The 14,410-nt window shown below is 63.3% G+C and carries 14 protein-coding genes; 1 reads left to right on the forward strand and 13 read right to left on the reverse strand.

Features of this window, described 5'->3' with window-relative positions; translation table 11 throughout:
• Positions 1-48 precede the first annotated feature (48 nt).
• Entirely contained in the window at positions 49-897 is an 849-nt protein-coding gene (locus tag AC56QQ_RS25435; RefSeq protein WP_497123813.1) for a cache domain-containing protein, read from the reverse strand.
• Between the two features lie 323 nt (positions 898-1,220).
• Here AC56QQ_RS25435 and AC56QQ_RS25440 point away from each other — a divergent pair, with 323 nt between their 5' ends.
• On the forward strand, positions 1,221-2,549 hold the full coding sequence (locus AC56QQ_RS25440) for a dicarboxylate/amino acid:cation symporter (RefSeq protein WP_497123814.1): 1,329 nt from the start codon (positions 1,221-1,223) through the stop codon (positions 2,547-2,549).
• 173 nt (positions 2,550-2,722) lie between these two features.
• On the opposite strand, the gene AC56QQ_RS25445 is transcribed toward AC56QQ_RS25440, so the two are convergent.
• The 12 genes from AC56QQ_RS25445 to AC56QQ_RS25500 all read right to left on the reverse strand — a co-directional run bounded on the left by AC56QQ_RS25445 (position 2,723) and on the right by AC56QQ_RS25500 (position 14,321).
• Positions 2,723-3,745, reverse strand: a complete 1,023-nt coding sequence (locus AC56QQ_RS25445) for an ROK family protein (RefSeq protein ID WP_497123815.1) — start codon at positions 3,743-3,745, stop codon at positions 2,723-2,725.
• Positions 3,742-4,464, reverse strand: coding sequence for a ribulose-phosphate 3-epimerase (locus AC56QQ_RS25450; protein ID WP_497123816.1), 723 nt, complete (start codon positions 4,462-4,464; stop codon positions 3,742-3,744). The genes AC56QQ_RS25445 and AC56QQ_RS25450 overlap by 4 nt, the downstream gene beginning before the upstream one ends.
• The gene (locus AC56QQ_RS25455) at positions 4,461-5,294 is read right to left on the reverse strand and encodes an alpha/beta fold hydrolase (RefSeq protein ID WP_497123817.1); all 834 of its coding nucleotides are present in this window, start codon (positions 5,292-5,294) and stop codon (positions 4,461-4,463) included. Before AC56QQ_RS25455 ends, AC56QQ_RS25450 begins: the two co-directional genes overlap by 4 nt.
• Positions 5,294-6,112, reverse strand: a complete 819-nt coding sequence (locus tag AC56QQ_RS25460) for a sugar phosphate isomerase/epimerase family protein (protein WP_497123818.1) — start codon at positions 6,110-6,112, stop codon at positions 5,294-5,296. The genes AC56QQ_RS25455 and AC56QQ_RS25460 overlap by 1 nt, the downstream gene beginning before the upstream one ends.
• Positions 6,112-7,188, reverse strand: a complete 1,077-nt coding sequence (locus tag AC56QQ_RS25465; RefSeq protein ID WP_497123819.1) for a Gfo/Idh/MocA family protein — start codon at positions 7,186-7,188, stop codon at positions 6,112-6,114. Before AC56QQ_RS25465 ends, AC56QQ_RS25460 begins: the two co-directional genes overlap by 1 nt.
• An 11-nt stretch (positions 7,189-7,199) precedes the next feature.
• Positions 7,200-8,021, reverse strand: a complete 822-nt coding sequence (locus AC56QQ_RS25470; protein WP_497123820.1) for a sugar phosphate isomerase/epimerase family protein — start codon at positions 8,019-8,021, stop codon at positions 7,200-7,202.
• Positions 8,022-8,084: 63 nt separating this feature from the next.
• The gene (locus tag AC56QQ_RS25475) at positions 8,085-8,927 is read right to left on the reverse strand and encodes a carbohydrate ABC transporter permease (RefSeq protein WP_497123821.1); all 843 of its coding nucleotides are present in this window, start codon (positions 8,925-8,927) and stop codon (positions 8,085-8,087) included.
• A 5-nt stretch (positions 8,928-8,932) separates the two neighbouring features.
• Complete coding sequence (locus AC56QQ_RS25480) at positions 8,933-9,829, reverse strand: carbohydrate ABC transporter permease (protein ID WP_013896871.1); 897 nt, start codon at positions 9,827-9,829, stop codon at positions 8,933-8,935.
• Positions 9,830-9,962: 133 nt separating this feature from the next.
• Positions 9,963-11,210 (reverse strand): ABC transporter substrate-binding protein, encoded by a 1,248-nt coding sequence (locus AC56QQ_RS25485; protein ID WP_497123822.1) that lies wholly within the window; start codon positions 11,208-11,210, stop codon positions 9,963-9,965.
• A gap of 122 nt (positions 11,211-11,332) precedes the next feature.
• The gene (locus tag AC56QQ_RS25490; protein WP_497123823.1) at positions 11,333-12,478 is read right to left on the reverse strand and encodes an ABC transporter ATP-binding protein; all 1,146 of its coding nucleotides are present in this window, start codon (positions 12,476-12,478) and stop codon (positions 11,333-11,335) included.
• A gap of 88 nt (positions 12,479-12,566) precedes the next feature.
• Positions 12,567-13,517: a PfkB family carbohydrate kinase gene (locus tag AC56QQ_RS25495; RefSeq protein ID WP_497123824.1), complete on the reverse strand. Its 951-nt coding sequence runs from the start codon at positions 13,515-13,517 to the stop codon at positions 12,567-12,569.
• A gap of 3 nt (positions 13,518-13,520) precedes the next feature.
• Positions 13,521-14,321, reverse strand: coding sequence for a beta/alpha barrel domain-containing protein (locus AC56QQ_RS25500; protein ID WP_023756676.1), 801 nt, complete (start codon positions 14,319-14,321; stop codon positions 13,521-13,523).
• Positions 14,322-14,410 lie beyond the last annotated feature (89 nt).

Here is a 14,410-nt window from a genome sequence, read left to right on the forward strand (position 1 = left end):
TCAGGCGCGCCGTGTTGGCGGCGGACGACAGAGCAGTGTCGGCGGGCGTCAGCAGCCAGAGACGCCAGCCGGGAACCGCACCGGCAGATCCTGCACCACTTCGACGAACTGGCGCGACTTGCCGAGGCCATCGATGATGGCCAGACCGTCCCCGGCACCGCGTCGTATCGGCAAGGGTTCGAAGGCGGCGTCCGTCAGCTGCAGTTGCTCATGGGCGGCGGCGGCATCCTGGGCGGAGAGCGGCGCCAGCGCATGAAACCGCCATTCGGGCTCACTGGTAGCCAGCACGACGCCGCGTTCGTCGGTGACGAAAACGAGGAAGCCGCTGGAGCGCCAATTAGCTTCGACGCCGTCGAGTTCGACCTTCAGCACCGCAACGCCCAGCGGTTTGCCGTTGTCATCGACGCGGCTCGAAAGATAGAGTCCCGGCCGGCCGCTGATCGTGCCGAGGCCATACTGACTGGCAGAGCCTTTCGCCATCGCCTCATTGAAGTAATGGCGAAAATTGTAGTCGATGCCGACAAAGCTCGTCGGCTCGCCGGCATTGCTGGCGGCGATTGCGATGCCGGCCGTATCGATGACATAGATGGCGGACGCCGAGGCATCGCCGGCAATCGCCCTGAGCTTGTCGTTGAGGGCCGCTTCCTGCATCTTTCCGGCCCGGCGCAGCGCCCCGCGCACCGCATCGTCGCGGGCCAGCACCAAGGGAACCAGGCGCTGCTTTTCGATTTCGCCAGTCAGCGTTCCCGCCGCCAGCGGCAAGGCGGCAAGCGCCCCGTCGCGCAGATTGTCGGCCGCCTGGCTGGAGGCGATGCGCCCGGCAATGGCGATCGCGCCCGCCAGAACCGCGAGGGCGATGAGGGCGACAAGCCAGCGGCCATCGCGCAGCCGGACCACCGCCTCGCGCAGCAGATCCCGGCCGGCAATCCCTATTGACCTGCTATCGGTGCCTGCTTGTGGCGTCCGCCTCTTCCTTCTTCCTCGCGCCTAATGACCAGTCTAATGCGAAATTCCGCCCAGGCAAACGTTGCGTGTGCGGAAATCCGCACAGATATCCGCCGAAGGATGCTGGACAACCCCCGGAATCCGGGGATTCCGGCCTTTCCCCAATCTGGCACAGCGCTTGCAAAAGTTCCTGCAGCGGCGTGCGACCGGAGCGCCGCGACGGGAGAAGTCACGCAGGGCGGTGCATTTCCGCCCCATCCGGCAGGGAGAGTTCGATGCACATCGCAGACCAATCAGGCGCGCCTTCCGCGCAGCGCAAGCCTTTCTATGCCCAACTCTACGTGCAGGTGCTCGTCGCGATCACCGTCGGTATCCTGCTCGGCCACTATTATCCGTCGATCGGCGAAAGCATGAAGCCGCTCGGCGACGCCTTTATCAAGCTGGTCAAGATGATCATCGCCCCGGTCATCTTCCTGACCGTAGCGACAGGCATCGCCGGCATGAGCGACCTGCAGAAGGTCGGCCGTGTCGCCGGCAAGGCGATGCTCTATTTCCTCACCTTCTCCACGCTCGCCCTCATCATCGGCCTCGTCGTGGCCAATGTCGTGCAGCCGGGCGCCGGCTTCAACATCGACCCGGCGACGCTCGATGCGTCCACCGTCAGCACCTACGCCGCCAAGGCGCACGACCAGTCGGTCACCGGCTTCCTGATGAACATCATCCCGACGACCATCGTCGGCGCCTTCGCCGATGGCGACATCCTGCAGGTTCTGTTCTTCTCGGTGCTGTTCGGCATTGCGCTGGCGCTGGTCGGCGACAGGGGCACGCCCGTCCTCAATTTCCTGCATGCGCTGATGGCGCCGATGTTCAAGCTGGTCAGCGTGCTTATGAAGGCCGCGCCCATCGGCGCCTTCGGCGCCATGGCCTTCACCATCGGCAAATACGGTATCGGCTCGGTCATCAACCTCGCGATGCTGGTCGGCACCTTCTACGTGACGTCGCTGCTGTTCGTGTTCGTCGTGCTCGGCGCCGTCTGCCGCTACAACGGGTTCTCCATCCTGGCGCTGATCCGTTACATCAAGGAGGAGTTGCTGCTGGTGCTGGGCACCTCCTCGTCGGAAGCCGCCCTGCCCTCGCTGATGGAAAAGATGGAGAAGGCCGGCGCCAAGCGCTCGGTGGTCGGACTGGTGATTCCGACCGGCTATTCCTTCAACCTCGACGGCACCAACATCTACATGACGCTGGCGGCGCTGTTCATCGCGCAGGCGACAAACATCCATCTGTCGATCGGTGACCAGATCCTGCTGCTGCTGGTTGCCATGCTTTCCTCGAAGGGCGCCGCCGGTATCACCGGGGCCGGATTCATCACCCTTGCCGCCACGCTTTCGGTCGTTCCATCGGTGCCGGTCGCCGGCATGGCGCTGATCCTCGGCGTCGACCGCTTCATGTCGGAGTGCCGGGCGCTGACCAATTTCGTCGGCAACGCCGTCGCCACGCTGGTCGTCGCCCGCTGGGAAGGCGAACTCGACGAGGCCAAGCTGGCCAGCGCTCTGGCGGGCACGGCGGACGACAGCCTGCCGGCGGACGTCGTTCCCGCCGAGTAATCGGCGCGCTTTGATGCCAATCAACGGCCGGAGGCCTACAGCCTCTGGCCGTTGCCGTACAAAGATCGTAGTGATGTCAGACGGTACCGGTCTTGCTGAGCGACGCCAGCGCCTTGACACCTTTGATCACCTCCACGCCGCCGTAGGACTTGCGCACACCGCGCATCTTGAGCTCAGCCATTGAAGTCCCTCCTCGCGTCAGGATACGTGCTTGGGCCGACAGGCATGCGTGCTGCCAAAGTGCCGACGTCGTCGAACAGAACGAGGCTGGCGGCGCCGACGAGCCCGGCGTGGCGGCCGAGCTGCGCCTGGACGACCGGCACGTCGCGATAGGCGCGCATGGCCCGCTGCTTGATGGTCGCCTCGATGACAGGCAGCATCAGGTCGAGCCCATTGGCGATGCCGCCGCCGACGACCAGCACATCGGGCGAATAGAGATGCAGCAGATTGGTGAAGCCGACGCCCAGCCAGCGCGCTTCCTCCTCAAGCAGGGCCAAAGCGAGGTGGTCCTGCAGCCGTGCCGCGTCGACCACGTGACGACCTGTCACTTCCGCGTTCGCCGACAGGCGCCGCAAAGTCGAGCCGTCACCAGCGGCCGTGGCGGCAGTCGCACGACGGCCAAGTGCTGTTCCCGAGGCGATGGCCTCGAAGCAGCCGACGACGCCGCACACGCAACGCTCGCCTTCATTGGTGATGGTCATATGGCCGATCTCGGCGGCAAGGCCGCGGCGACCGTGCAGGATGCGCCCATCGACCACGACGCCGCCGCCAATGCCGGTGGAAACCGTGACGAAGACCAGCGAGCGCGCGCCGTGGCCGGCACCGAAACGCCATTCGCCTAGCGCGGCGGCGTTGGCGTCGTTCTCCAGCCGCACCGGCAGGCCAAGCCGCCGTTCGAGGATATCGGCGAGCGGCACATCCAGCCAGCCGGCGAGCGTCGGCGGCCCGACCGCGATACCGGCGAGCGGATCGAGTGGTCCCGGCGCACCGACGCCGACGCCGACGACGGCGAGCCCCGGTGCCTCGGCATGAACGGTCGCGGCCAACGCCTCGATCTGGCCGATCACCACGTCGGGGCCGGCCTGCGCCTGCGTCGGCACCGCCGCGAATGCCAGGATCTTGCCGTCGCGGTCGACCAGGGCGGCGCGAAGCTCGGTGCCGCCGAGATCGATCGCGAGGGCGGCTTCAGTGCTCATGCCGCTACCTTCAGGCCGTGCAGCCAGCCAATGCGGCCGGCCAGATCCTTGTCGCCAAAGGCGAGCGAACCGAGAACCACCGTCTCGGCGCCGGCGGCACGCAGCAACGGCACGGTCTCGTGGCGGATACCGCCGTCGGCGGCCAGAACCACGGCCGCCTCGCGGCCGGCCTTTCTCAGGATGGCGCGGGCGGTGCCCAGCCTGTCACAAGCTTTTTCCGACAGGCTCTGCCCCTTGACGCCGATTGCCGTGCCAAGAAGCGTGACGAAAGCGACCTCGGAGACGAAAGGCGTCACCTCTTCGACCGGCGTCTCCAGCCTCAGCACGACACCGGCTTCGGCGCCGAGCTCGCGGACCAGCCGAACGGCGCGCAATCCCGCCTCGCCATTCTCGGCATGGACGCTGATCATGTCGGCGCCGGCCTCGATGAACTGGCGCGTCTGCGCCTCGACTATGTCGGCATCGACCATCAGGTGGACATGAATCGGTTTCGCCGTGAGCTTCGCGATGCGGGCGACGAGGTCGGGGAAGAACAGGAAGGATGGGGCAAAATGCCCATCCGCCACATCGATGTGATGAAGGTCGACATAGGGCTCGATGCGCTTCAGGTCGCTCTCGAAATTGACGAGGTCGGCGGACCACAGCGAGAATTCTGCGATCATGCGATCGCGTGGCAATGCGGCGATGGCGGCCGGGCCTGAGACTGGTTTCGAGATCATGGCTGGTCCTGTTTGTTGAAACGATCGTCGAGGAAGCGGGTGATGGCGGCGCGGACCTCCGTGAAATGGCGATCCTTGTCGGTGGCCTTCGGCGTCACCTCGACAAAGGCGGCGTTGGGAATGGCGTCTACGAGGCTGCGAGCGATCGCCAGCGGATGAACGAGGTCAATGCCGCTGCCGATGACCAGCGTGGGGATTGCGAGGCCGGAAGCAGCCGCCCGCGTGACGCCAGGCCCATCGTTTGCGATCGCCTGCATGACCTCGGCGAAAACTGTCGCATTTTCACGCGCGAAGAAGCCGAGCAAGGACGCGAGATTGTCCGGGGCTTCAGCGCGAAAGCGGGCGGCGGTGGCGGATGCCGCGAAGGCGTCGCGCGCTTCATCCAGCGGACGGCTGCGGATGAGCTCCGCCACTTCCACGTAAGGGCGCATGTTCGGAGGCGCTGCGTCGAAGGCCCAGGCAGGGCGCACGAGTACCAGGCCAATGACGCGTTCCGGGTAACGGCTCGCCAGGTTCAGCGCGATTGCCGCGCCCATCGAGATGCCGCCGGCGACCAATCGGTCGAGGCCGGCCGCATCGGCGGCGGCCAGCACGTCGTCGGCAAACATGGCGATCGAAAAAGGGCGACGGCCGCCGGAGCCGGAGCCGCCTTGCGCGCGGCATTCGACGGTGAGCCGCCGGCGTGACGGGCTGTCGGGAAAGTTCTGCGCCACCTGCGCTGCATCGCCGCCGAGACCATGCTGGAAGACGACGGAAACACTGCCCTGCCCGGTGTCGAAGACACGAAGTGCTGCATCGTCGCGAAGCATGATCGCCGGCGCGGTATCCATCAGAGGAGCCTCCGCAGGAAGGCGGCAACAGCGGGGGCTTCGTCGGCGGACAGGCCGTGGGTGACGAGCGGCCCGTCGAAACCCGCAGCCTTCAGCCGCGCGACGAAATTCGGAAAATCGACGATGCCTTGTCCTGATGTGGCAAAGCGGCCGTCACCATGGCGGTCCTTGGCATGTGCCATGGCGATGTGACCGGCCGCCTCGTCGATCGCGGCGGCGACGATGGCGCGCGCCTTGTCCGGCGTGGCGTGCTCGAACAGGTTTGCCGGGTCGAGCACGATCTTCAGATGCTTTGATCCCATCTCGCGGATCAGCTTTGTCGCATCCTTCGCCGAGGTGACGATGTTGGCCTGCTCGGGCTCGATGCCGAGATCGACGCCGGCGGCTTCGGCCAGCGTCAGCGCCTTCTCCATCTCGGCGGCCATGTCGGACCAGGCTGCCGGTGTGGCGTTGTCCGGATGGTGCGCCCATTGATCGGCGGCATTGCGCGAGCCGGTGCAGAGCGTGACCAGCGGAATGTCGAGGGCGGCCGCGGTCTCGATAACGACCGCAAGACGGCGAAGACCGTCGTCGCGGACGGCCTTGTCGGGATGCGCCATGTTGTAGGTGCCCGATAGCGCGGCGAGCGAAACACCGGTCGACCGTGCGGCGGCGCGGATCGCCGCGACGGCATCCGCCGACACCGCGTCCGGCATCGATGGCAGGCCGGCGCAAGCGAGATTGAACTGCGTCGCCTCATAGCCCGCCTGTCGCACCGCCATCAGCACCGCGGCCGGTTCGATACCAGGAAAGGTCTTGGCGAAAATGCCGAGACGCATCAGACCGCTCCCGAAACCGAGGCGAGCTCGACCCGCTCGCCGGTCTCCACAGACCGGGCAATCGCGACCATGGCCCGGATCGACGCGATGCCGTCCTCGACATTGGCGCCGCGCATCGGCGCGCCCTCCAGCACGGTTTGGGCAAGCCCCTCCAGCTGCCGGCGGAAGAAATGGCCGTCGGCGCCGAGTGGCTTGTGGGCCGTGGCGGTCTTCTCGTGAAATATCTCGACTTCGCTGGCGCGGAAATACCAGGGGTTGAAGGTCTTGGCGATGATGGAACCGTTCTCGCCATAGAGCTGAAAGCCTTCGTGCCAGTCCATGCGTACGGCGACGGTGAGATCGAGATGGCCGAGCGCGCCGCTGGCGAACTCGGTTTCGACGAACCAGCAATAGGCGCCGAAGCGTTCGTTGAGGCGGGCGCGCACGGCGACGATATCACCGCACAGGAAGCGTGCCGTGTCGACGAGGTGCGAGCCGTGGGCCAGCATGAAGTATTGCCTGAGATCAGCCTTGGGATTGCCCGCCGGCTTCCGCGCGAGCTTGCTGGTGACGGGCAGCGGCTGCACGGCATCGGTGTTGGTGTAGCGATGGGTGGAATCGCAGTACCATGCCTTCAGCGCCAGAACGTCGCCCATCTCGTCGCGGACAAAGTCGCGCGCGGCCTCCAGCGCCGGATCGAAGCGCTTCATGTGCCCGACCTGCAGGACCTTGCCGGAACGCCTGACCGCCTCCGCCAGCGCCTCGCCTTCCTCCACCGAGGTGCCGATCGGCTTTTCGCACAGCACATGCTTGCCGGCATCGAGCGCCTTGATCGACATCGGCACGTGATAGGCGTCCGACGTGGCGACGATCACCGCCTCCAGTTCGGGATCGGCGAGCATGGCATCGTAGTCGGCATACATTTTCTGCGGTTCGTAGGTCGCGCCCATGCGGACGAGCAAATCGGGCGCCGCATCGCAGATGGCGTAGAGATCGGCATTGGCGGCCTTCGTGCAGGATTGCAGATGCGCGAACTGCGCGATCGGGCCGCAGCCGAGCACACCGACCCTGAGGCGTCTGTCTTGTTTCTTGATCATCGTCTCGTTCTTCAGGCGCCGTAGCTGCGCATTGTCTGGCGGTTTGTCTTCACCGCGCCGGCGGGGTCGGCGGCGGCCGTGTCGGATTCCTCTTCGAGCACCAGCCAGCCGTTGAAGCGCGGCGCGGTGTTCGCGATCTCGATGACCGCAGGCGTATCGCAGACGCCTTGGCTCAGCATCGCCCAGGTGCCGTTGGCATCGACGTCCTTCAAATGGATGTAGCGGATGCGGTCGCGATAGGTGCGCAGCGTGTCGGCCATGTCCTTGTGGCCGCGCAGGATATGGCCGGTGTCCGGCACCCAACCGACCAGATCGGGGTCGAGCAAGGCAAAGATCCTGTCGTAGTCGGCGCGGTCGAACAACAGCGTGTTGTGGTGCGAGCTCGGATGCACCGCCACCTGGACGCCGGCCTTGCGCCCGAGCGCGCCGGCCTTGTTGTAAACCTCTGCGGCGATGGCGAACTTGTCGTCGCGCGGCCCGTCGGAGACCACCGTCGCCGAGCCCATCGACACCAGCGCGCCCGGAAAGGCGGCGGCGAAATCGATCCAGCGCTGCGCGGTCTCGAGGTCGGCGCCGACCTGCTCCTTCAGCGTGAAGCCGCTCTTCGAGCCGAAGGCGAAGGAGACGAGCGTCAGCCCGGATGCCTTCAGCGCGGTCGCGAACTCCGCCGGCTTATCGGCATAACGGCCGATCATGGTGTCGGTGATCTCGATGCCGGAATAGCCGCCATCGGCGATCGCCTTCAACAGATCATCGGGGCCGCCAGCAAAACGGTCTCCCAGCATTTCCCAGGTGAAGGTCTGGCAGCCGACTTTGAGGTCTTTCACGTTCATCCTTTCAATCCTTGATACCGCTTATTGCTTGATGCCATTCTGCGTCGCCCTGGGAAGGACATCCTACTTGACCGAGCCGGCGGTCATGCCGGCGAGGAAGTATCTCTGGGCAACGAGGTAGATGAGCAAGAGCGGTAGCGAGCCGAGCACGCTCATCGCCATCATCTGGTTCCATTCGAAGGCGTGCTGCCCCATCAACAGCTGGATGCCGATCGGGACGGTGCGCATGGACGTTGACTTCGTCAGCGTCAGCGCAAAAAGAAATTCGTTCCAGCACAACAGGAAGGTGTAGACCGACGTCGCCACGATACCGGGCAGTGAAATCGGGACGACAACCCGCCAAAGCGCTGTCCAACTGGTGCCGCCATCTACAAGCACGGCTTCATCGAGATCGCGGGGCAAGGTGTTCAGATATCCCGTCATCAGCAGGATCGCGTAGGGCAGCGTGAATACCAGGTAAGTCAGGATCAGTGCGACGTAGGTGTCGAAGATGCCATATGAGACGACAAGCCCGAAGAAAGGGATCAAAAGTGTGATTGGCGGGATCGTCTGCGTGCTGATGATGAGTGTGTTCAGGCTGCCCTTGCCGCGGAAGTTGAAGCGGCTGAACCCGTAGGCCGCCAGCAAGGCGATCAGCACCGTCAGCACGGTCACCGCTCCCGCCACGAAATAGCTGTTGAAGAAGAAGCGCAGCTTTACCGGGTCGCCAAGGATGGCTGCATACGCTTCCAGCGTGAAGGCCTTTGGCAGGATGGTTGGTGGCAGGGCAAAGATTTCGGTGTTCGACTTGAACGAGCTGCTCAGCATCCAGTAGATCGGGAAGGCCGCGAAGAACAGTCCAACCGCAAGAGCAACATGCAGCGCGACGGTGATCAGCTTGTCTTTGCCAGAGTTTCGTTTCCTCATGGTGACTACCGAGCCTTCTGATAACGGATGTAGAACAGCGTCAGGCCGAGGGAGATCAGCAGGATGACCACGGCGCTCGCCGACGCCTGTGACAGGTTGTAGCTCGAAAACGCCAGCTTGTAGGTGTAGGTGCTGAGGACCTCGGTCGAGTAGATCGGGCCGCCGCCCGTCGTTATCCAGATCAACGGGAAGACCTGCATGGTCCAGATGAAGTCGAGCAGCGAGATGCTGATGATGATCGGCATCAGCTGCGGGATGGTGATGAAAATCAGCTTCTGGTAGGCTTTTGCTCCGTCGATATCGGCGGCCTCGTAGAAATCCTTGGGAATGCCCTGCAAACCCGCGAGCAGGCTGACCATGAAGAGCGGATAGCCCGCCCAGATGTTGGCGAAGGTGACGGCGTGCAGCGCGGTCTCGGGCGAGGAAAACCACTCGACCTTGGAACCGATGATGCCCAATTGCATGAGAATGCTGTTCACGACGCCGTTCGGCTCTAGCAGGAGGCGCCAGATCACGGCGATGATCACCGCGGTGAACAGCCAGGGCAGTATGTAGAGCACGCGCAGAATATTGCGCAGTGTCGGATTGATGCGGTCGCTGTTCAGCATGAGCGCAAACACCATGCCGATGGTCATGTGGAAAATGACACTCATGCATGTGAAGTAGAGCGTGTGCCACAGTGAAGCCCAGAAGACCGGGTCGTCGAAGATCGCTTGGTAATGTTTCAGCCCGGCAAAGGATGGGTCACGACGCAGCACCGCGCTGTTCTGGAACGAGTAGGCAATCACCGTCACCATCGGCAGCAGCATCAGAAGCCCGATTATGAGCAGCGATGGCGACAGATAGAGGTAAGGTGCGACCGCTCGTTTCAGCTTGTGGTGGGAGCGCTTTTGCCGGGTCATGTGCCAACCTTGGGATACGCCTTCATGAGAAGGTAAGCTTCAAAAACAGGTCCATCTCAAATTGCCGATCCGTTGTTGCCGGGTGGCCTGCCCGAAGTCAGGCCACCCGGTCGAAAAAACGGGAACAGGCCGATCAGAATTTCGCCATCCAGCCCTTCTGAGCGGCGGCGGCGGCTTGTTCCGGAGACTGCTCGCCGGCGAGCATCTTCTGGGCTTGCACGTCGAACTGGGTCATCAGGTCTTCAGCCACCGGCAGGCCCGTGAACTCGTTGGCGAGATAACCGGTCTTGAAGATTTCAAAAGCCTTGCCGAAAGCCTTGTCCGAGGTCACGAAATCGGGCTTGGCGTTGACGTTACCCGGGAAGGCGTTTGCAAGCGACACGAGCTTGGCGTTCACCTTTTCACTCATCAGATATTGGACGAGTTTCCAGGCCTCCTCCTGATGTTTCGAGGCAGCGGAGATGCCGATGCCCCAGGAGGCATAGGGAAGGCCGCGCTTGCCGGTATAATTTTCCACGACCGGGACCGGGATGAGGTCGAAGTTCAGCTTGGGATTGCGCTTGCGGATGAGGTTCACATGCGCGAGCGAGTCGATCATCATCCCGACGCGGTCGTTGACGAATTCCTCGACCTTTTCCTGCTCGGTCTTGGTGGCGATGCCGGGCGAGATGGTGCCGGCGTCGTTGAGTGATTTGACGAAGGTGAGCATATCCACCACCGGTTTGCCCTCAAGGTCCGGCTTGTCGTTCGCCATCATCGACTGACCCGAAGCCCAAACCCACGACATCATGTCGTTCTGGACGCCGGATGGTGTTTGCAGCGACAGGGGCAGCACCCAGCCATACTGGTTCTTGTCGGCGTGCGTCATCTTCTTGGCGGCTTCGAGAAACTCCGCACGGGTCGACGGCAATTTGGTTACGCCAGCCTGGGCGGCGAGGTCCAAATTCACGAAGACCGGATAGACGAAGGAAGCGACGGGAAACATCACCGCCTTGCCGTCCACCTTGATGATGTCCGCGACTTGGGCTTTGTCGAATTTGCTCGCATCCATCATCGGGTTCATGTCGGCGAGCGCACCCTGCGCATTCAGATTGTTCACCCAGGCGCCGTCGAGCCCGACGACGTCGCTGAGCGTTCCGGTTGCAGCACCAACCGAGATCTGGTCTCGCGTGGTCGCATAGGGGCCGCTGACCAGCGTCACCTTGATGCCGGGATTCGCGGCCTCGAAATCGTCCATGATTTTCCGCAAGGAGCCAGCGGGCAGTTCAGGCTCCCACCATTGGGTGAATTCCAGCGTGGTGTCCGCCATGGCCGCGGTTGCGCCAAGCAACCATGCTGCCGCGGCTATTTTCAGCATCGCGGGCTTTATCCGAAACGTCATTTCTTCTCCTCCTTCTTTGGGATCGACCGCACAATGCAGCCGATCGTCTGCTTCATTCAGAAGTCTTCTTACGAGTACTTCGCCGGCGCCTCACCCTCGCCTGCGGGCTCTGCCACAATTCTTCAGATCGCCAAATGCGTCTCGGGATCGAAGAAATGGAGCTTGGTATCATCCAGGGCCAACCGGATTTCCGAACCGGAGCGGACTGTGCTGTCCGGTTCGAATCTCGCCACCGCATTCGACGTCAGGCCGAAATCCTGCACCGCGTCGGGGTCGCCGGAGTCCACCCTGACCGCGTCGATGTTCAGATGGACGATATGTTCCGACCCGAGTTCTTCGATCGAGGTCACCTTTGCCGGTATCGTCTGATACTTGCGGCCGGATTCGAGGCTGCTGTCATAGAGATCCTCCGGTCGTATCCCGAACACGACCTTGCGCTCCGCATACGACTTCAAACCCGGCCTGCGCACGAAAGCTGCATCCTGCAGCCGAATCGCAAAGGCGCCGGACATCAGTTCGCCGCCCGTCATGGTCGCCTCGAAAAGGTTCATCGAGGGAGAACCGATAAAGCCGGCAACGAAGGCGTTCACCGGCGATTCGTAGAGCCTCTTGGGTGTGTCGACCTGCTGCAGCACGCCGCCCTTCAGCACGGCGACCCTGTCCCCCATCGTCATCGCTTCGGTCTGGTCGTGGGTCACGTAAATGGTCGTCACGCCGAGCTGCTTTTGCAGGCGGGTGATTTCGGCGCGCATCTGCACGCGCAGTTTCGCGTCCAGATTGGAAAGGGGTTCGTCCATGAGAAAGGCTGCCGGCTCGCGCACCATGGCGCGGCCCATGGCAACCCTTTGACGCTGTCCGCCTGAAAGGTTCGCGGGTTTGCTGTCCAGCAGAGACGTCAGTTGAAGGGTCTTGGCGATCTCGTCCACGCGCTTCTTGCGCTCGGCCTTCGGCTTGCCTGCCAGCCGCATCGAAAAGCCGATGTTTTCGAACACCGTCATATGCGGGTAGAGGGCGTAGCTCTGGAAGACCATCGCGATGTCGCGGTCCTTGGGCGGCATGTCGACGACGTCGACTCCGCCGATCCGAAGGCTGCCACTGGTGACGTCCTCCAATCCCGCGATCATCCGCAACGCGGTGGATTTGCCACAGCCGGACGGCCCGACGAGAATCAAGAACTCGCCGTCCTCGACCGACAGGTTCAATTGGTCGATTGCGTGAAAATTGTTCCCGTATGTCTTGCAGATATTCTCAAGAACGACTTCTGCCATATTCCTCCCTCCACAAGTCTAAGCCACTGATTTTTATGATTGTCCTCGGCTTATCTTCACCTGCGAAATACTTCCTCGGATAGTTCGACTATGTTCCGGTATCGAGTTGCGCATATTTCAGTTCGACTGCCGACGGCGCGTTCGTCGATGCCAGGAGTTCCGTTACCTGGTCGTCGGTCGGAAGCGCCTCGCGCCCGCCCCGCCCCGTTATCGAAAGGGCCGCCGCCGCGGCAGCGAATGCCACCCGGCCGGCGGTGTCGGCACCGCGCGTCAATGCATGGGCATAGGCGCCATGAAAGCAGTCACCGGCACCGGTCGAGTCGACGACGGCAACCCGGTGTGGAGGCAGGTGCCAGAACCCTGTCGCATCGCGTCCGCGATAGTAAACGCCCCTGCCACCATCGGTCAGAACCACGGCGGACCGTGACGGCAACCACAATGCATCGAGCATCTCGGCGGGCGATCGGCACCCCGTGGCGGTCCGCGCAAAGCCGAGTGGCAGAATGAGATGGTCGCAGAGCGCGATCAGCCGCTCCGTGGCCGGGCCGCTGCTCCATTCGATATCGCCGAGGATCGCAAGGCCGAGATCGCGAGCCCGAGCCACGACATCCAGCGACCGGATCGCATAGCTATCGACGATCAGGACGGTCGCGCGGCTGAGAACCTCGTCCGGAAAGTCCGGCGCGGTGCCCAGCATCGCTTCGTCGTCATACGCGATGAACCGCTCCCCATCCGAACCGACGGTGATCCGCGAGCGCACCGGGCGCGCGTCCGGGTGGCGCGGCGCGAACGCGGTTTCAACGCCGCTCGCAACGAGATCGCACAACACGGCGTCGTCGGCGGCATTGCCCAGCCATCCGACGAACCCGGCGCTTCCGCCGAGCCGTGCGACGGTGGCAAGCGCCGTCGCGACATTTCCCCCGAACGCCCGGGCACTTTCAAGAACCTTCCCTTTGCCTGCCGACAACGGCTGATCGACATAGACGATGTCGTCGATCGCAATGGCTCCGAAGCCGAGGATTGAAGGGACGGTGGGCATCGATCAGGCACCCGCCTTCGCCAGGGCGTCTTGCGCCGAAAGGCCGTCATGGATGACGCCCCGAAAGGCAATCGCTGCCTTTTCCGGATCGCCATGCCCCCAGAGATTGCGGCCCACCACGGCACCGCGCGCGCCGGCCCGGATGGCGTCCGCCGTCTGCTGAAGCGCGCCGAGCAGCGTATCCGTCTTCGGACCACCCGCGATCACGACCGGCACCGGGCAGGTCCGAACGGTCTCTCGGAACGACTCGAAATCGCCCGTGTAGCCGATCTTGATCACGTCGACGCCGGACTCGTAGCCGATGCGCGCCGCATAGGCGATCTCGTCGGGGGTGAAGACGATTTTTGCCCCGTCGGTGAAATCGCGAGGGTAGATATGCGCCACCACCGGCATGCCATAACGGGCCGCCGCATTCACCGAATCGGTCAGCCAACGTATGTATTTGCCCTCGGTCGCGCCGCGCACCGGAATGGCCACGGCCAACGCATCGGCGCCAGCGCGCACCGCATCCTCGGGCGTCGCAATCAGTTCACTGATGCGATCGTCTGGGGTGAAGCAGCCGGCCTGGATCACCAGGGAAGCCTTGCCCGCGTATTGCGGCCACAGATGGCGTGCGGTGCCAGGCTGGATGCTGACGTAATCGGGTTTGCCCACCATGACGCGTGCAAGCGCGCCCGGCAGGTCGGCAAGACCTCCTTTGCGCACGTCGCCATAGCCGACAAAGTGATCGACCGCGCCGCCAAAAAGATTGCCCGATGGATGTGAGAAGAGGCGCGCCAGGCGCACCTTGGTTCCGAGGCTCATGAGTCCAAAACTTTCCAATCGATTGATTTCAAAATCCCGGACCCAGTGTTTGCGAAAGAAAGGATAAATGCAATCTTTCGAAAGCTTTC

It is taken from the genome of Mesorhizobium sp. RCAM 05099 (genome assembly GCF_059683685.1).